The sequence below is a fragment of the Alteromonas sp. RKMC-009 genome (genome assembly GCF_003584565.2).
In the GTDB taxonomy this organism is placed as follows: Bacteria; Pseudomonadota; Gammaproteobacteria; order Enterobacterales; family Alteromonadaceae; genus Alteromonas.
Map to the genome: position 1 here is coordinate 3,190,895 of NZ_CP031010.1, position 18,796 is coordinate 3,209,690.

Annotated in this window: 18 protein-coding genes; 5 read left to right on the forward strand and 13 right to left on the reverse strand. The window is 49.4% G+C overall.

The annotated features are described in order from the left end of the window. Positions 1-19: 19 nt before the first annotated feature. Complete coding sequence (locus DS731_RS14200; RefSeq protein WP_119501953.1) at positions 20-358, reverse strand: P-II family nitrogen regulator; 339 nt, start codon at positions 356-358, stop codon at positions 20-22. A gap of 247 nt (positions 359-605) precedes the next feature. Here DS731_RS14200 and DS731_RS14205 point away from each other — a divergent pair, with 247 nt between their 5' ends. Continuing rightward, positions 606-1,148, forward strand: coding sequence for a GspH/FimT family pseudopilin (locus DS731_RS14205; protein WP_119501954.1), 543 nt, complete (start codon positions 606-608; stop codon positions 1,146-1,148). Here DS731_RS14205 and DS731_RS14210 read toward each other — a convergent pair. Next, the gene (locus DS731_RS14210; protein WP_119501955.1) at positions 1,145-1,531 is read right to left on the reverse strand and encodes a type IV pilin protein; all 387 of its coding nucleotides are present in this window, start codon (positions 1,529-1,531) and stop codon (positions 1,145-1,147) included. The two genes, DS731_RS14205 and DS731_RS14210, sit on opposite strands and share 4 nt — an antisense overlap. A gap of 83 nt (positions 1,532-1,614) precedes the next feature. Between DS731_RS14210 and DS731_RS14215 the strand changes: the two genes are divergently transcribed. The 4 genes from DS731_RS14215 to DS731_RS14230 are packed head-to-tail and all read left to right on the forward strand — an operon-like array spanning position 1,615 to position 4,367. Further along, complete coding sequence (locus tag DS731_RS14215; RefSeq protein WP_119501956.1) at positions 1,615-2,124, forward strand: prepilin-type N-terminal cleavage/methylation domain-containing protein; 510 nt, start codon at positions 1,615-1,617, stop codon at positions 2,122-2,124. Beyond that, positions 2,118-2,723 carry a hypothetical protein gene (locus DS731_RS14220; RefSeq protein WP_119501957.1) on the forward strand — a complete coding sequence of 202 codons (606 nt, stop codon included), beginning with the start codon at positions 2,118-2,120 and terminating at the stop codon, positions 2,721-2,723. The genes DS731_RS14215 and DS731_RS14220 overlap by 7 nt, the downstream gene beginning before the upstream one ends. Further along, on the forward strand, positions 2,716-3,834 hold the full coding sequence (locus DS731_RS14225; RefSeq protein WP_150154295.1) for a hypothetical protein: 1,119 nt from the start codon (positions 2,716-2,718) through the stop codon (positions 3,832-3,834). The genes DS731_RS14220 and DS731_RS14225 overlap by 8 nt, the downstream gene beginning before the upstream one ends. Positions 3,835-3,848: 14 nt before the next feature. Continuing rightward, entirely contained in the window at positions 3,849-4,367 is a 519-nt protein-coding gene (locus DS731_RS14230; protein ID WP_150154297.1) for a hypothetical protein, read from the forward strand. A gap of 6 nt (positions 4,368-4,373) precedes the next feature. Here DS731_RS14230 and DS731_RS14235 read toward each other — a convergent pair whose 3' ends face one another. The 11 genes from DS731_RS14235 to murJ form a co-directional block, all read right to left on the reverse strand. Further along, positions 4,374-4,844: a type IV pilin protein gene (locus DS731_RS14235; protein WP_119501960.1), complete on the reverse strand. Its 471-nt coding sequence runs from the start codon at positions 4,842-4,844 to the stop codon at positions 4,374-4,376. Then, positions 4,844-8,911 carry a PilC/PilY family type IV pilus protein gene (locus DS731_RS14240; protein WP_119503429.1) on the reverse strand — a complete coding sequence of 1,356 codons (4,068 nt, stop codon included), beginning with the start codon at positions 8,909-8,911 and terminating at the stop codon, positions 4,844-4,846. The genes DS731_RS14235 and DS731_RS14240 overlap by 1 nt, the downstream gene beginning before the upstream one ends. 11 nt (positions 8,912-8,922) lie before the next feature. Beyond that, the gene (locus DS731_RS14245) at positions 8,923-9,495 is read right to left on the reverse strand and encodes a PilX N-terminal domain-containing pilus assembly protein (RefSeq protein WP_119501961.1); all 573 of its coding nucleotides are present in this window, start codon (positions 9,493-9,495) and stop codon (positions 8,923-8,925) included. After that, entirely contained in the window at positions 9,495-10,334 is an 840-nt protein-coding gene (locus tag DS731_RS14250; protein ID WP_119501962.1) for a PilW family protein, read from the reverse strand. Before DS731_RS14250 ends, DS731_RS14245 begins: the two co-directional genes overlap by 1 nt. Further along, the gene (locus DS731_RS14255) at positions 10,331-10,951 is read right to left on the reverse strand and encodes a type IV pilus modification PilV family protein (RefSeq protein WP_119501963.1); all 621 of its coding nucleotides are present in this window, start codon (positions 10,949-10,951) and stop codon (positions 10,331-10,333) included. The genes DS731_RS14250 and DS731_RS14255 overlap by 4 nt, the downstream gene beginning before the upstream one ends. Before the next feature lie 156 nt (positions 10,952-11,107). Then, positions 11,108-12,052, reverse strand: coding sequence for a 4-hydroxy-3-methylbut-2-enyl diphosphate reductase (gene ispH, locus DS731_RS14260; protein ID WP_119501964.1), 945 nt, complete (start codon positions 12,050-12,052; stop codon positions 11,108-11,110). An 18-nt stretch (positions 12,053-12,070) separates the two neighbouring features. Further along, entirely contained in the window at positions 12,071-12,517 is a 447-nt protein-coding gene (gene fkpB / locus DS731_RS14265) for an FKBP-type peptidyl-prolyl cis-trans isomerase (RefSeq protein ID WP_119501965.1), read from the reverse strand. A gap of 14 nt (positions 12,518-12,531) precedes the next feature. Beyond that, positions 12,532-13,050 (reverse strand): signal peptidase II, encoded by a 519-nt coding sequence (gene lspA, locus DS731_RS14270; RefSeq protein WP_119501966.1) that lies wholly within the window; start codon positions 13,048-13,050, stop codon positions 12,532-12,534. Then, the gene (ileS, locus tag DS731_RS14275; RefSeq protein WP_119501967.1) at positions 13,043-15,862 is read right to left on the reverse strand and encodes an isoleucine--tRNA ligase; all 2,820 of its coding nucleotides are present in this window, start codon (positions 15,860-15,862) and stop codon (positions 13,043-13,045) included. The genes lspA and ileS overlap by 8 nt, the downstream gene beginning before the upstream one ends. 54 nt (positions 15,863-15,916) lie before the next feature. Beyond that, positions 15,917-16,849: a bifunctional riboflavin kinase/FAD synthetase gene (gene ribF / locus DS731_RS14280; RefSeq protein WP_119501968.1), complete on the reverse strand. Its 933-nt coding sequence runs from the start codon at positions 16,847-16,849 to the stop codon at positions 15,917-15,919. A 90-nt stretch (positions 16,850-16,939) separates the two neighbouring features. Next, a complete protein-coding gene (gene murJ / locus DS731_RS14285; RefSeq protein ID WP_119503430.1) occupies positions 16,940-18,499 on the reverse strand; it encodes a murein biosynthesis integral membrane protein MurJ in 1,560 nt (519 codons plus the stop codon). Positions 18,500-18,796 lie beyond the last annotated feature (297 nt).

The following is an 18,796-nucleotide window of genomic DNA, read 5'->3' on the forward strand; positions in this document are numbered from 1 at the left end:
GCTCACCGGCTTTTTTGTATCAGATCGCTTCTTCGTTCTGTTCACCGGTACGAATACGGATAGCCGTTTCAACCGTGGTAACAAAGATCTTTCCGTCACCAATCTTGCCAGTTTTTGCTGATGACTCAATGGCTTCAATGGCCTGCTGAACCTGATCGTCTGCAAGTACCAGTTCCACTTTAATCTTTGGCAGAAAATCTACCTGATATTCAGCACCACGATACAGCTCAGTGTGCCCTTTCTGACGTCCAAAGCCTTTTACTTCGGTGACGGTCATGCCGGCAATTCCTACTTCGGCTAGTGCCTCACGAACATCATCCATCTTGAACGGCTTGATAATCGCTTCAATTTTTTTCATAACTTGCTACTCGTTGTTTAGTGAACTGATACGACTAAGTCTATGTCGTTACTGCAATAGTTTACACAAAGATTGCCTGACGTACATAGACAAAGCATCTCTTTGACCTGCAAATTACCACACCGGAACTGCATTTTACTTTGCACAGTAAAGTATAGACATCCAGCCGTTTGCTGTCTTTTATATACGCATTTTCTATGCATTTCGGTTAATCTGACCTTCGGGTAACTGAATAATTGCAACAGGTATGAACGCGCATAAAGGACTGTCTCTGATAGAACTGATGATCACTGTAGCCATCATGGCTCTGCTGATCACTGTCGGCGCACCTGCCATGCAGTCCGTTCTCCAGCAAAACCGGGTGATAGCGGCTGTAAATGATATCAGCGGCGCTGTGCGGATGGCCCGTTTTACTGCCATTGATCAGGAGCAGACTACCCTGCTTTGCCCCACATCTGACTACAAAAATTGTTCAAATGACTGGACTCAGGCAAAAATCGTTTTTATGGATGCCAATCTGAATGGTGCCAGAGACAACGATGAACCGCTTATACTCTCTACTGATCCTCTGGGTACCGGCCTTGGACTGGACGGAGTATCAGGCACCCTGACGTTTGCCGCTGATGGCAGTGTCAGCAATGCTGTCACCATCAAAATTTGCCCGTCGTCAAAGGATGCCAAAGCCGCATCGGCCGTGCTGATTACCTTATACGGCCGCGTATCTGTTGCCGCAGATGCCAGTGGTAACGGCATTAAAGAAGATCTCAACGGCAGCGATTTGTCCTGCTAATGCCAGCATTTTACGGGCGCATATGTGCCTGCAGCATCCAGCGTCAACGTATCGCAGCCATCGTTTAATGCAGTAACCCTGTCAGCACGAAGCACATACCCGCTAGCAGAAACGTTAATGACCGTGAACGTATATTTCTTAATGACCGGGGCCGATAACGCTACCTGACCGGCATAACCCGCATTCGCCAGACGAAACCGTATTTGCTCGGCCTGCCACCGCAGCAGCTGACTTCTTGCCTGTTGCCGTTCGTGCCGGTTAAGCAAATCAACGAAGCCGGGTACTGACAATGCACTGAGAATACCGGTGACAGCCAGTGCCATCATCAGTGACATCAGCGTTAAACCTTTTTGAGGTAAAAAATCTTTCCTTTGGTACAGCATACAATTCCCTGCTCACAAAATAGACTGACATCACTTTATCAAACCGGCAGAACAGTTCGCTGCCGCCTATAAGGACAGTTGTTATGCGTCAGGGATTTTCGCTTACAGAACTGCTGGCCGGACTTGCCATAACAGCGATAGTCGCGAGTCTTTCTTTGCCTGCTATTCAACATCAATATCGTCTTGGACAACTGACCAGGTTACTGGATGCAGTACAACTGCAATTCAGACGGGCGCAGGCTGTGGCACTTGCCGGCGGCCAGCACGGTTACATTGCCATCCATGCCGGCACATCCTGGTGTACGGTGGTTACCTCAACGGTGTGTCATTGCAATATTCCTGCGTCCTGCTCAGCTTCAGCACTTTTTGAGCCGGTGGACAATGGCGGGTACCCTGCCACATCTCTGGTTAATAATACGTTTAACCCGGCTCATTTTGCCCGGTTCAGCAAGGGCAGCGGCAAAGCTTCCGGTAATGCAGGCTCTCTGACTTTTGATGTGTCAGGACTACGGGGCAAGATGATTGTAAGCAGCCAGGGCCGCATCCGCGTTTGTCTTGAAAATATGGACTACGGAGGATACCGGGCATGTTAAAAATTCAGGCGGGCTTCAATCTGTCCGGCATGCTCATTTCCATGGCGACCGGCCTGACGCTCATTGCCACCTCAGCATCACTGATTGCTTCAGTGAAAAACAGTCAGCAACGCCAGACAAGTGCTCTGTTGCTGGAAGATGAAATGGTTCGTGTCACATCGTTACTGCGGCAACAGTTAAGGGAAAGCGGTAAAACGGGAAATTACCTGCAAACGCTCATTCAGTCAGGGAATCCGGATACAACGTTCACCTCAAAGCTGGCAAGCGGCGCTTACGGCAATGAACCCGCCGGCAGTTGTATTATTTATGCATCAGATCTCAATCTGAACGGCGTCATTGACAGTCAGCCTGTGAATGAGAGAAGAGGTTTCAGACTCAGAGGCAAGGCGCTGGAAACACGGATTAACGGCCGCACATGTACTCAGTCCGGATGGCAGGATATTACCGATCCAAATTTTGTGATTGTCAGTCAGTTTACTGTGAGTCTGGACAGGAAACTGCAAACCACCGATATCACCGTGTCTCTGGCCATGGGTCTCAAAACAGCCAGTGACATTTCCAGACAAAATACATTTATTGTCACGGTATATCATGATTAGACTGGCCCGAAAACACAGGCAGCAATGCTCCGGCATCAAATTAGTACCACACGGAGCAATATGGACTGGCACAGTGTTGCTGTTATTGCTAATTGTTGTACCGGCAGGTGCCACACTGACTGTTATGCTGTCCGGATCTGCCACGCAGTTTCTGTTACGAAAAAATGCAGTTGTTACCCGTGCAGATCTTGCCGGTGATGTGATTCAGGCTCAGGCCGAAATAAATTATGCAGCCAGCTGGCCACCTGCCCTGCTTTCCGGCGCGAATATGGTATTAAGTCAGCCGGGCGTTCAGACTGTCCGCCATGCAACAGTTCGCAACATCATCCTGGATGTCAGCCACGCTGTGGACAATGGTATGCTCAGCTCCCGCGTGGAACTGACAAAGTTTCCTTTTTTGCTCTCCATTCCGGCCGCACCTGTGGTGTACAACGGTTCAACGCCGTTACTGGGCACATTTGCGCTGTATCTCCCGCCGGCCGGGTCTCATCCGGATTTTGTTTATTCATTGTGGTCCGCAGCTTCTGTTGATATGTCAGTCAATGGCAGGATGACCTGTGCAGATTCATTTACCGGTCAGGACTTATGTCCGGTATCACCGCTGAGTAATACGCCGTTTAAAAGTGCTGATATCAAAGATGCAGATAATAAAATCGCTATACCACCGGGAGATTATCTCTTCGGGCTGGATTTGGACAACGCTGACTTAACTACCATCGCTCTTCTGAGCCGCAGTATCTACACGGACTGTCAGACTCTGCCTGCTTCAGATGTCATCGTATACGTAAAAGGTGACTGTGCGCTTTCAGGTAACAAAATACTGGGCAACACTGCATCCCCTGTGTTGCTCATTGTAGAAAATGGTCATATCAAAATGGAAGATGATGCGGTGGTGAACGGCGTTATTGTCAGTTACAGAAACAACAGCGGTTTTAGCCGGAAAATCCAGATTTCAGACAGCGCCATTATTAATGGCAGTTTGCTACTTAATCATCCCGCCACGACAGACAGTCACCTTCGTGTGGCCTATCACTACACTATTCTGCAGCACCTGCAACACCACCCTTTATTACAACAAACCGGCATAGTGCCCGGGGCAGCACATCCATGACGGGGCAATTAACGATGAAAGGATTTGTACAGACTGAACTGCTGGTGGCATTTATTCTTTTAACCGGCTCTCTCACTGCCTGCCTGATGACCATGCAATCAAGCATTTCAGCAGCGCTGGCACTTCATGACGCAAGTCAGGGGTTACTGCTCGCGCAGACACTGGGCAAACAATTGTCAGATACCGGAAGAAACGGTACCGGTGAAATGGCTGACTTTTTCACTCAGGGGAATAACCTGTCAGCCAACGTGGTCAGTGGTACGCATACAGTGAACAGCGGACCGGTTGCGCCGGCAATGCAGTTCACAGTCAACTGGCAAATCCAGCCCCGCTATATTCATTCAGGAAATGTAACAGGCACTGCGGCAACAGCAGATGTTCCCTGGCCGGTACTGAAATCCGGTACGCTGTCGGTGAATTGGACAAGCCATGACGGCATCCAGGCCAGTAGTCCGGTCACAGTGAGCAGCCCTCACCCGCTCATTTCTGCAGATGTGCGTAAAATCAGCCGGCTGAATGCTTTAACACCATGAGAGGGATCAGCAGGACCAGCAATACTCTGAGCTGTCGATACTGCCGCTGTTATTTTCATCCCAGGCTTTACGCCCGTCGCTGTAATACAAAATGATACCATCCGATGCCTGACTGGTACCGGACACCGGCGTAGCTTTTATCTCGTAGTCAGTTGCAGAGGCAGCCTGAATGGTCAGGGTATAGCGCTTATCTGAGGCACTTTCAGAGGCCGGTGACCAGTTATTAAAAATAGTTGGTGTACCGGTATCACTGCCACCCGATGCAGCGCCCTCATAAGTAAAACCACCGGTATGATGACGTTCCATTGCTGCTGCGAACGCCATCAAATCAGACTGTGCCGTCTTACGGTAGCTTTCCTGAATAACACCCTGATAAGCGGGATATCCTACCGCTACCAGAATGCCCGCAATAGCCACCGCAATCATCAGTTCAATCAGAGTAAAACCACGCATTTCTTTCATTTTATCCTTTTTCATTATTGGCGCTCTTTCTCTGTGGTCCAACTGTTTTGCTGTACCCGTTCGAAGCGGCCGAAGATATTTTGTGCCAGACAGGCAAAGGCCGATGTGCACTGCTCTTCGTTACCATCCTGGTCGACACTAATCACCGCAGACACACACTCTGTGCCCAGACAAACTACCGGTTCCACGATTTCCTCAATGAGGATTTTCGTTTCAGGCGCAATACCGGTCTGTTTCAGCTCAGCGTAGCGATCCTTTTCATCAATATCACCGTCATTATTCAGATCATCCACTGCATTACCCGTCAACATATCTACCAGATACGCACGGCTGTTACCGGTAGGTGGTGCACAGTCACTTTCTGAGCTCGCAGCCGGTACATACGTGGTGAAGAAAATTTTGTAATCAATGATCAGAGGTGAAGACAACACTTTTTCCCCTCCGGTAGTCAGCTTTATAAACCAGCCATCTTTGCCTGCAAGCTGGGTTGCCGCCACACTTTGTGTGTTGGCGTCTGAACTGCTCAGTAGCGAATTAGTGGCATCGTACAGAGTGGATTCAGTTACGCCAGTATTAAACACATATTCGCCGTTGCTGTCGTGCTCAAAAACACCTTTGTCTTTAATGAAATAGAAACGGTCATCCACATCTACATCCAGCGGCGATGCGCGCCAGCCAGAGCCGATAGCGACGCCATAGAATAACTCATCGCCCAGCGCGATTTCAGAGACATCTGCACCGTAATAGAAACGGCGGTTATCTGTATTGGTTGCCCCGCCTAAATCAGCGATACGGGCACCTTTAACAAAGTCGCTGCCAGTTTTGCCGTTGTAGATATCCATACGGAACAACTGCCCCCCCATGTCTGACACATACATATGGTCTGCATAACCATCGTTATCACGGTCAATCACTGAAATCCGGCTTGGTATGCTGTACTGCATCTCAGCAATATTAAGATTGGCATCACTGTTACTGGCGTGCCAGAGTAACGCACCGGTATCTGCATCAAACATGTACACAGCATTACCAATACCATCAGGATCACGGGTCAGCTTAGTATCGTGACCGTCTGCGTAACCACCACCCACAATCATGACATTCTTTTCGGTACTGCCCATTTTCACTTTGGTAATGGTAGGACGGGACCAGGTTTGTCCCATTTTCTCAAGTCCGGTTGTACCGCCACGGATTGCAAATACCAGTTTGGGAGATGTTTTGCTGGTTACATCGAATACATAATAATTACTGCCACCACGACGCATGCCAAGATACAGGTAGGTTTTACTGCCGACTGTGCGCAGAACCATATCACCGTCAAGGCCATAGATGTGTGTATACGAAGAGGCATTCTGGTAAAAGTCGTGCAGATTGGCCATCAGCTCTTTCGGAATAATCGCGAAGTTTTCTTTACCGGTGGCGGCATCAAAGGAATGCAGGAACCCCTGATTGGTTGCAACAAAAATGGCTGAATCATTGGTACCGTAGTTAACAATGACCGGCTGAGAGTGAATAGGATCGCCCATTTGCAGTCGCACATCTGAGGAGTCGCCGTCACCGTCAGAATCTTTAACGTCGACACCCCGTGACCATTTCAGCAACTCACTTCTCAAGGTTACCGGATTAGATGACGTGGTAATGGCCAGATCTGCGGTGGTAATGAGCGCATTGTTCTCATGCACGGCATTCAGACTCGATGCAATAGAACCGGGAGAGTCAAAGAAATACACATTACGGTTGATATTCATCTGGCTGGCCGTTCCGCCTTCCCTCACATCGTTGCCATCGGCCAGCGTGGACCAGTAGCTGTGAGATGAATCTGAGAAGAATCCTGTTACAGAGTCCACCGCTCCTGCGCCATTTTTATCCAGAATCGTGTCACCGCTAATTTTGTATTTTTTCACGTTACCGGGCCAGATAGTGCCCTCTGATGGCTTAAATAAAGCAAAATACAGCTCGTCTTTGTGGGTCAGACGGTTCATCTGGTTAACGGCCACCCCCGGTGACACAAAGGTAGCATTTACATCTTTTACTGAACGCAGGATAGTCTGGAAAGCCGTAAGCAAATCATCACTGTTATCCACCTGATAGAAACCACCGCCGCTTTGCAGCGCTATCTGGTTAAGGAAATTGTTCGCATTGCTGTTGGCAGCAAAACCAATAGTGTGGGTGATAACACGACGGTCTATCACAGACGTTTCGGTTTTACTGATGTTCTTGACCAGGTCCAGACCGCACTTTTCACCACCGGAACCAGTACAGGACTTGCCCAGCATTGACTGAATTTTACTGACACTATGGTTGCTGTTCGCTTCACCATCAGACAGCAACACGATGTGGTTATTGGTCTGACATTGCAAATCTGTGACCGGAGAAATATAGGTAGCGCCGGATGGAATGTATTCATTAATACAATCCGCATCACTCAGGTTGTCGTCACTGCAACCGTAAGGACGGACCGGATCTGAGCCGCTGTAAGAATTACGGTGGCTAACGCGGGTACTCTTACGCACATCACCTGACACATTGTTGTTACCCCGGGTCAGGCCATAGTCTACAGACAAGCCGCCATAGTAGCGGGTTGCCTCATACAGGGTATCCACAATGGGGGTATAACCACTGGCTTTTAGTTCGTCCACTTTGCCGATCAGGTGTTCACGTACGGTGGAAGAAACGCCCGGCGTTGCATTGCCGTTAAACTGAATGTAAAGCTGTGGAGCACGTGACGCACTGCCATTCACCGAATAAGCTCCACGGTCTCCGTAGAAATCACTTAATATCAGCATTAAATCATTACCGGCGCTCCAGCCACCACGATTAACCACTTCCTGAACCACGCTGGAAATATCCGGAGAGACATGCTGCCATTTACGATAAAAAGTTGGCATGTTCCAGGTAATGCCACTGGTCTTCGACTTATTTCTGAGCAGATAGCGGCTATAGTTCTTAAAATCCTCAGCATCATTTTCTGCCGATGCCGAAATTTTCATGGACGCACTGCCGCCGTGATAGTCATAACCGGTAAAGACCAGATACGCCTTATTGATGGTAGCGTCCTTTGGCACATTGATATTAGTAAAACGCATTCCGATGTAGGAGTTATAGTTTGAATTCATGGTCAGCTCAGTACCGGTGGACTGATAGCCGTTGTTCTTTTCCTCTGCGTTATCCCTCGTGGAAGACACCTGAAACAGACTTTCACCTGAAATACAGCCTGTGGCAGTGGATTCATCATAGGTGACCACCAGTTGCGGAGACCCAGTGGTGCCGTAATCTGCTGATCTGGCTTTGCGCTCACTGCTGCTGTCAGTACTGCTACCTTCAAGAATAAGACTCAGGTTCTGACCACCACACCAGCCTGCCTGGTCAACGATTTCCTGTATAACCGGTGAAAAATCCGGTGTTGAGATGACGTCATCAGTGACGGGAAACTCATTATCAGTGGTCCAGTCAACCTGACTTGCGGTTGTGGCTCTTGATGAGATGTCAGATGATGCTGTGGAAAACGGCTGACTGTCGGCCGCCAGTTCACCGCGAATAGTGATCTGAGAGGCCGCTGAGTTTAACTGTGAGGACGTCAGACGCATATAAGCGCCGGTAATCGTGGCGCCCTGAGGAATATTTAAACCGGTAAAACGCAAACCGCTTGTTACCGTCGCCGTACCGTAGGTGAAATAAACCGCATTGGTGTTCACATACACCGAACCGTTTATCTCGGAAGCATCGTCAGTACTGCCGCCGGTTGACGTGATCAGCTCAGGATTAATGGCTTCATCAATTCCCTGTAACGGAAAGAGTACCGGACCGCCATAATCAGAGAAACGCATCAGGCCGGCATTAATATTGGTTGCCTGGTCCAGCGCCGCTTTCAGCGCATTTTGTACTCTGAGCATCCTTGTCTGACTGGTGTTGTCATAAGCCGCCATACTGCCCGATGTATCCATAATGAACAGTACATTCGGCAAATAGGTTTTCGATGAGTCTGCTGTCCCCAGATAAATATCCAGATCGTCACCCCATGCCGCGAAGCCGATACACGACCACATAAGAAATGAAATAAACCAGCGTGATACTTTTTTCATTTTCATAATTCCTACTGCGAAGCGGGCGCGATAACAGCGGCAGTCACGGTATTTGCCACCACTGTTGAACGCTCGGCTACCTTGCCACACCCTCTGACAACAAACACGTGACAGTTAACGTTACTGCCACCAATCACATTACTTGAGCCTCTGCAGGCCTGCTCACGTACGAAAGCGGTTTTCGACCAGCTTTCAGTACGCATATCATTCTGATAATTACCGCTTCCGTTATGTTCCGAGCCGGTATTCAGTACCGAGGTGGTTACACGGCGGTCAGTCCAGTTCTGATCAGAACAACTCAACGTATCGGAATCCGGATCAAACTGAGTTCCCTGACGAGCTTCTGACAGGGGATCGGTTTTACTGGAATCGGTCAGTAATATTTCGTCTTCTGCTTCAAAAAACACTCCGGCCAGTGCCGCTTCCGCAGCATCGAAAGCCTGGCCTGAACGCTGCATCGACACAGCCATTTTACTCTGTCCAAGACTTGACGACACAGCACTGACACCAAGGATAGTCAGTGATAACAAAATAAGCAGCGCCAGAATAAGCACCATACCTTGCTGAGGCTTTAATCCTTGCATCACAGGCTCCTCACAAAATTCTTCATATTGCGTAACGCCAGTGTTTGCGTGAACACCTGAAAATAGTGCCCGCTGTCAGTAGCTACCGCGCTCTCATTCAGTACGGCAATATTACGGCTGGCGATATTTGAGACCTGAGAGGCATCACTTTTTAATAACACCCCGATGCGTACCGATACAACCTGGCGGTTAACCGCCCGCAATGCTGACAACTGACTGGCGGTGACATACTGAACAGCTTGTCCCTGAGAACCGGTTGCGGTGGCCGTAACGCCGTACTGCACCTGAAAACTCACGACATTATCCATCAGAACCACCGACTTGCTGGTACCTGTTGCCGTTTTTACACCACGCAATGCCCGGCCATCGTATCCTGAACAATAGAGCTTTTCTCCGGACACGTAGTAGCGGTTCACCACGTGAAATTCGTCATTGCCTGTGTAGCCATAACGGTTTCCGGTGCAATCCTCCCGCCCCAGAAAATTCACAACCAGTTCATCATCAGCGCCGCTTCCGCCCTGGCTTGAGCCAAGGGATGCGCTGGACAGATAATCCCCCGGCAAGCCGACAGGCCGGTTCTGAATAAATGCCGCTTCAACAAGGGGGTCTACCGTGGTATCCACTCTGGCTACTACCTGGTCGTAGCGCCCGGCCCCAATAACTTCGCGGTTCAGCCTTGCCATAACAAAACGTCCTGATTCCTGCACCTGGCTGACCGCCTGATTCAGGGAATTTGTCACTCTGGAACTGACCATTGTCTGGATCACTGCACCGCTGATCACCAGACCCAGCACCAGCGCGATCATCATTTCGATTAAGGTAAAGCCCCGCTGATTCATAGTGTGATGTCCTTAACCACGCAGGCATTACTGTCGCCTGAGTCAGGGTTACACCGGGTATTTAACGTGTACTGTTGCTTGGAGGAAGACGAAACCGGCCACGTCAACATAATATGAATGCGGGAGCCTGCTGAGCAGGTGTCCGCATCTCCGCTGTTACTGTCAGTGCAGGACACATCTAATGTAATGGCTTTATTAGTTTGTACTGCTGCACAGGACAATGACCACGCATCGTACTGCGCTATCTGTGCTTCGCTGCATGTGCCGCTTTCACAGTCAGGAATGGAAGAAGGCAGGCTCAGACAGTGACACGCATACGTATCACCGGAACCACAGGACAGCGTGGCAAAATTATAATTGTTACTACTGAAATAAGCGTTATTCACTACCATTCCGTCGCCTGCCGTGGCCGGCCGCGTGGCAGCCCGTAACCGCTCTGCTACCTGTTCGGCAACCAGCTCAGACTGTGTGCGGCTTATCGCATCCCTGTTCGCAAAAGAACCCACAAATTGCAGCGATGCAACGCCAAGCAGACCGATAGCAAGCACGAACAACGTTATGAGGACTTCAATGAAGCCCACACCGGTTTGCCGTTTTTGCAACGTATGCTGACGCATAACTAGTCTACCTGTTCAAAAATTAAACTTACCCCGCATTTATCCTACATCAGAGGGGCATTTTAATAAGTATCGGCAGAAATCGTTGGGTATTGAAAAGTATAATTCGCGGAGCAGCAACACTCCGCGATGAAGAAAGGCGTAACGGGGAAGGAGTTAACTGACTTGTTTAATACGTAACTCTTTAGGCACGGCAAATTCTACGTTTTCTTCACGTCCGGGACGTTCAGAAGCACTTTGCGCTCCCCATGCCTTAAGCTGATTGACTACCCGCTGCACCAGCACTTCCGGCGCAGAGGCACCGGCGGTAACACCGATGTGTTCAACACCTTCAAGCCACGCTTTCTGAATACAATTTTCATCGGCAATAAGATGCGCCTGCGCACCCATTTTTTCCGCGAGTTCGCGCAGACGGTTGGAGTTCGAACTGTTCGTAGCACCGACAACCAGCAACACTTCGCAATCTGTCGCCAGTTCACGCACGGCATCCTGACGGTTTTGCGTAGCGTAACAAATGTCGTCTTTGCGAGGACCGCTGATTGCCGGGAATTTGTCTCGGAGTGCATCGATAACATCCGCAGTGTCATCTACCGATAACGTAGTCTGACTGCAGAAATACAAATGCTGCGGATCCTTCACTTCCAGTTTTGCAACATCTTCGCTGGATTCCACCAGATAGATGCCACCTTCCGGATTATTGTACTGCCCCATCGTACCTTCTACTTCAGGGTGTCCGGCGTGACCGATGAGAATACATTCCGTGCCGGTTTTGCTGGCGCGTGTCACTTCCATATGCACTTTCGTTACCAGCGGACAGGTTGCATCAAACACTTTCAGTCCGCGGGCTTCTGCTTCTTTTCGTACTGCCTGAGAAACGCCGTGGGCAGAAAAAATAACGATACTGTCGTCCGGCACTTCATCAAGTTCATCAACAAACAGTGCGCCACGCTCTTTCAGACCATCCACAACAAATTTATTGTGAACCACTTCATGACGTACATAGATAGGCGGGCTGAACATTTCCAGTGCACGTTCAACAATAGTGATGGCACGGTCTACACCCGCACAGAAGCCTCGGGGATTGGCAAGATGTATTTGCATAAAACGCTCCGCTAAACCTTACGCTGCAGAATTAATTACGTCGATTATCTCGACATCGAAAATCACCGTCTGACCTGCCAGCGGATGATTGAAATCTACGGTAACAGAATCACCGGCAAGACTTCTGACAATGCCCGGTACTTCGCTGCCGTCAGGCTGTGAAAACGCCACGATCATACCTTCCTCAAGGTTTAGATCATGGCTGAAACGGGTGCGTTCCATATGATGGATATTATCCGGATTAGGCTGACCGAAAGCGTCTTCAGGGGCCAGCGTAAAAGCCTTTTTATCGCCTTTACTCAAACCCAGCAGGCACGCTTCAAAATTAGGTGTCAGGCTGCCATCGCCCATCACCAGCTTGGCCGGCTTATTCAGACGGGTACTGTCAGCGGCAGAACCGTCTTCCAGCTTTAAATCGAAGTGCATGATCACTTCAGATTGGGCATTAATCACAAAATCACTCATACTGCGTGCTCCTGTTACGAATTTGAACCGGCGCTCTCAGACGCATTGCTTTCATCTTTACTGGTAAGCATGTCCCACACCAGTAAGGCAGCACCAATAAAAATGGCGCTGTCTGCAAGGTTAAAAGCCGGCCAGTGTGACTGACCAACATAAAAGTCTAAAAAGTCGATAACGAAACCGTGAACCAGCCGGTCGTAAACGTTACCTATAGCACCGCCCAAAATAAAACAAAACGCTACCGGTAACAGCTTCTGCCCTTTTCCGGCCTGTTTCAGCCACCATAAAATAACGGCACTCACCCCTACTGCAATAGCGGTAAAAAACCACCGTTGCCAGCCTGAGGCATCATGCAAAAAGCTGAACGCGGCACCGTAGTTACGTACATAAGTTAAGTTGAAAAACGGCAATATCTGAATGGACTCAGACAATGCCATTTTGCCGATAACTTCGTACTTGCTCCATAAATCCAGTACCACCACGACAGCACTTATCCATAAAAAGCGCAGGCCGGTATCAGTCAACAGTTTAGGCATATTGACGATTTTCCCCTACACCGTCGACGTTAGTTACACAACGTCCGCATAATTCAGGGTGCGCTTCATGACTGCCCACGTCATCACGGTGATGCCAGCAGCGAACACATTTTTCACCGCTGCTCTTCGTCACTTCAATGAACAGGCCATCCAGCTCTGTGGCTTTCGCGCTGTCTGTTTTTTCGCTTAACGGCAACAGCTCAACACCGGAAGTAATCAGGACGAAACGCAGTTCATCTTCCAGCTTGTCCAGTACAGATTTCAGTGCGTCATCTGCGAACAGTTTAATATTCGCTTCCAGTGAACCACCTAACTGACCGTCCTTACGCGCCTGCTCCATCGCCTGGTTGGCCGCGTCTTTCACTGTCATCACTTTATGCCAGTAAGCATCGTTGAAGCCGCCTTCTGTCGCAAAGCCACCGAGACCTTCGTACCAGGCTTCAGTGAAAACAAACTCACTACGCTCACCGGGTAACGCATCCCAGATTTCCTGAGCAGTGAAACTGGTGACCGGTGCCATCCAACGAACCAGCGCTTCGATGATGTGGTACAACGCAGTTTGGCACGAACGACGGGCATTGCTATCCCCTTTCGCCGTGTATTGACGATCTTTAATGATATCCAGATAAAAACTGCCCAGTTCAATTGAACAGAAGTGAGTCAGTTTTTGTGATACCACCAGCATGTCGTAATTGTTGTACGCTTCAATGATTTCATTTTGCAGCTTTTCAGTGCGGGCAACGATCCAGCGATCCAGAGCAACCATATTGTCCGGTGCAACCGCATCTTTAACCGGGTCGAAGCCATTCAGGTTAGCCAGCAGAAAACGGGCAGTGTTACGGATCCGGCGGTACGCATCAGCAGCACGTTTTAAAATCTCATCGCTCACCGCGATTTCGCCGCGATAGTCAGTCGACGCTACCCACAAGCGCAGTATGTCTGCGCCCAGCTTGTTTGTGACCTGCTGCGGCGCGACCACGTTACCGATGGACTTGGACATCTTACGGCCCTGCGCGTCCACAGTGAAACCGTGCGTCAGCACTTCTTTATAAGGAGCGTGACCATACATAGCTGTGGAGGTCATTAAGGACGACATGAACCAGCCACGGTGCTGGTCAGAACCTTCTAGGTACAAGTCAGCGCTGGCCGGAATATCGTCTCTACGCTCAACAACAAAATAATGCGTTACACCTGAGTCAAACCATACGTCCAGCGTATCTGTCACCTTTTCGTACTGCTCAGCATCAGCACCTAACAGTGCGGCATCGTCCAGATCCCACCAGGCCTGTATCCCTTTATGCTCAACAGCTTGCGCAACCGTTTCGATGATTGCGGCAGTCTCCGGGTGTAGTTCACCGGAAACGCTGTGTACATAAAGGGGGATGGGAACGCCCCAGGTACGCTGACGAGAAATACACCAGTCGGGACGACCCTCTACCATTTTCTCAATGCGGTTCTGGCCCCACTCAGGGATCCACTCTGTCTTCTCTATTTGTTCCAGAGACGCTTTTCTCAGGCCTTTTTTATCCATGCTGATAAACCACTGAGGCGTAGCACGGAAAATGATTGGCGTTTTATGGCGCCAGCAATGGGGATAGCTGTGCTCATAATTGATATTCAGCAGCAGGTTGCCGTTCTCTTCGAGCTTTTCGATGATCGGTTTGTTTGCTTTAAACACGAACTGACCGGCAAACAGCGGCGTTTCGTCATTATAGACACCGTTGTTTGCAACAGGGTTGTATACTTCGATGTCGTATTGCTTACCAACATTGAAGTCGTCCACACCGTGAGCCGGTGCTGTGTGTACAAGGCCGGTACCGGAATCCGTAGTAACGTGGTCACCTAAAATGAACGGTACAGTAATATCCAGGAACGGGTGATTTACGGTCAGCTTTTCAAGTGACTGGCCCGTGCAGGTTGCCACTGTTTTAAAGTTTTCCACGCTGTAACGTGACATACAGCTTTCGACCAGATCTTCCGCCAGGATTATCCAGTCACCGCCGTCCAGTTCGACCAGCGAATAGGTCAATTCAGGATGCAAACTAATCGCACGGTTGGCAGGCAATGTCCATGGCGTGGTGGTCCAGATAACCGCTGACGCATTGTGCGCTTTTAAGTCACCGGCAGACACACCAAATGCAGCAGCAATTGCGTCTGCATCCGCTACCGGGAATTTCACATCGATAGCTGGCGAAACCTTATCTTTATATTCAACTTCTGCTTCTGCCAGCGCTGAACCACAATCTGTACACCAGTGAACCGGTTTAAAACCTTTTTCCAGATGTCCGGAATCTGCAATTTTGCCCAGCGCGCGGATGATGTCTGCCTCAGATTTAAAATCCATGGTTTTATAGGGATTATCCCACTCACCAAACACACCGAGGCGTTTAAAATCTGCCATCTGGCCATCGATTTGCTTTTGCGCGTAGTCGCGGCACTTCTGACGAAACTCAGCCGCAGAGACTTTTACGCCCGGCTTACCGACTTTCTTTTCAACCATTAATTCGATGGGCAGACCGTGACAATCCCAACCGGGAACATAAGGCGCATCGAAATCAGATAAGGTTTTAGCCTTAACGATAATGTCTTTCAGAATTTTGTTTACAGCGTGACCAATGTGAATATCACCGTTCGCATAAGGAGGGCCATCGTGCAAAATAAATGGCGTCTTACCTGCTTTTGCTGCGCGAATTTGTTTGTACAGGTCTTTTTCCTGCCAATCGTTAAGCATCGCCGGTTCTCTTTGCGCTAAGTTGCCACGCATAGGAAAAGGCGTTTCCGGTAAATTCAATGTCGGTTTGTAATCGCTCATAAACTCGTTATTTCCGTCCACCTGCCGTTGCGAAAAGTCGCAACAATTTGATAATTAAATGCCGGCAATGCCAAACAGCGCTCTTGCTGCCTGCGCATCGCGCTGAATCTGTTGTTTCAATGCGTCAAATGACGCGAATTTTTCCTCATCCCGTAATTTCTTTACCGGATAGACTTTTATCTGCCCGCCGTACAGCGAACCGCTATAGCCAAATATATGCACTTCCAGTTGCGTGCGTTTTCCTGCCACCGTCGGACGGGAACCCACATTGGCTACGCCATAATAGCGGGTGCCATTCACATCCACGGTTACGGCAAATACGCCGTTAATGGCCGGGCGGGAACGTTTCAGTAATACATTGGCAGTCGGGAACCCGATTGTGCGCCCTTTTTTCTCCCCGTGTACCACCCGACCATCTATCACGAATGGCCGTCCCAGCATGTTACCGGCTTTTTCAAATTCACCGGCAGCCAGTACTTCACGCACTGCTGTGGAACTGATGCGGCAATCATCGACCATAAAGCTCTGGGTACTTGCGACTTCAAACCCCATGCTCTGCCCTGCCCGCTGCAACATGGAAAAGTCACCGCGGCGACCACGGCCAAAACGGAAGTCATCGCCTACCACCAGGAATTTCACGCCGAGACGCTCAACCAGCAACTCTTCGATAAAGGTGTCTGCAGACTGACTGGCAAAATACTCGTCAAAGCGGACACACAATAAACGGTCAACATCCTGTGCTTTCAGTAACTGATATTTTTCCCGTAAGGTACTCAGGCGCGCAGGAGCTGTATCGGGACTGAACAGCTCTTCGGGCTGAGGCTCAAAAACCATAACGGTAGAAGGCAAGCCGAGTTCACGGGTTTTTTCATGTACATTTGCCAGTACTGCCTGATGGCCCCGGTGAACACCGTCAAACTTGCCAATAGTCAGCACGCACCCGCTATGATCGGGGCGCAAATTATGAAGACCGCGAATTAATTCCACTTGCTGCCGGGTTCCTGTAAGCCTGAGACTGAATGACAAAGCTCGCGATTATAAACGACCCGCACCGTAATACCAATCGTTGCGCATAGTTTATCCGCCAAATGCCCGAAAGTGTCGTTTGCGGACACCTGAAACAAGCAAAATGAAGAGGAAAACAGCCACAGCGGAGCCAATAGTGAGAGTCACATGATAAATTTGTGCAGTTAAATCCAGCGCATAAAATGCGTCCCCCTGATCAAAATACACAATGACACCCGCCATCAGAATGCTGGCAATCACCACCTTAAAAAGGAAAAAAAGCGTTTCTCTGCTGGCCCTGTACACACCGTTTTTATGCAGTGTTGTGTAAAGCAGACCGGCATTCAGTGTGGCTGACAAAGAGGTCGCAATAGCGAGGCCAATATAGCCGTAAGGAATAGCGAAAATCAGGTTAAACACCATATTGGCAATCATGCACCAGATCCCGAATTTTACTGGTGTTTTGGTATCCTGCCGTGAAAAGAACCCGGGCGCGAGCACTTTTACCCACATAAAACTGACCAGTCCGAAGGCATAGGCCACCAGCGAATAGGATGCCATACGGGCGGTTTCAGCAGTGAAGGCACCACGCTGGAAAATAACTGTCATAATCGGCTCAGCCATAAATGCCAGACCCACAGCAGCAGGAATACCCAGTAAAGACACCATCCGTACGCCCCAGTCCATGTTACCACTGAATGCTTTGGGGTCGTTCGCCACATGATTGCGCGACAAAGTCGGCAGAATGACCGTTGCGATGGCAATACCGAACAAACCGAGTGGAAACTCCAGCAACCGGTCTGAATAATAAAGCCAACTGATTGAGCCGGTAACAAGAAAACTGGCAATGAGAGTGTCGAACAGCAGATTGATCTGCCCTACCGACACACCAAACAGTGCGGGGATCATTAATGTGCGTACTTTCACCACACCGGGATCATGCCAGCCCCATTTTGGCTTTACCAGTAATCCGGCCCGGTACAGAAACGGCAGTTGGAATAGAAGCTGAACGATACCGCCAATAAAGACGCCCCATGCCAGCGCAAAAGCCGGCTGGGATAAAGCCGGTGCCACGAACCAGGCGCATAATATGATACAGATGTTCAGTAATACCGGCGTAAAGGCAGCCACGGCAAAGCGGTTTAACGTATTTAAAATCGCCCCGGCCAATCCGGTTAATGTGATAAAGGCAAGATAAGGAAAGGTGATTTTAAGCATGACAGAAGCGAGCTCAAATTTTTCACCGGCTTCCTCTCCCTGCCACCAGGCAATAAACCAGCCTGTACCAAAAATGGCTGTGAGTACCGGGGAAGCAAGAACACCCAATATGGCGACCACAAAAACAATCGCACCCAACGTACCGGAGACCCTCGCAATAAAAGCCCGCAGTTCTGCCTTGTCGTCCTGATGGTGCACTTCGGTCAGCACAGGAATAAATGCCTGGGCAAACGCCCCTTCAGCAAACAGGCGTCGCAGGAAGTTGGGAATTTTGTTTGCGAAGAAGAATACGTCAGCTGCCGCGCCATCTCCCATGAGTTTCGCTACAACAACATCCCTGACCAACCCAAGTATGCGGGAGATAAATGTCATCACGCTGACAATGATCCCCGACTTCAATAACTTTCCTGACACACGCGCCCTGCTAACTGAAAAATTCAGACCGCCACTATAGCGGAAGCGGGGGTTTGACGAAATCTCCGCAGAGAAAAATTCTGTACCGTAACAGTGTGTTGAATTAAAGATGAAAAAAACATGACAGACAGATGAATTCCCCATTTTGCCCTGCTATAATCCGCGCATCTCACGGGGGATGCCTTTATTGCGCAATCTCAAAACTATTTTTCCTGAGGTGTCGGGCAAAATAGTTTGACATTTGGTCGCCGGATGAGCATAATCCGCACCCTATTTTTTAGACATGTATTTATTTTG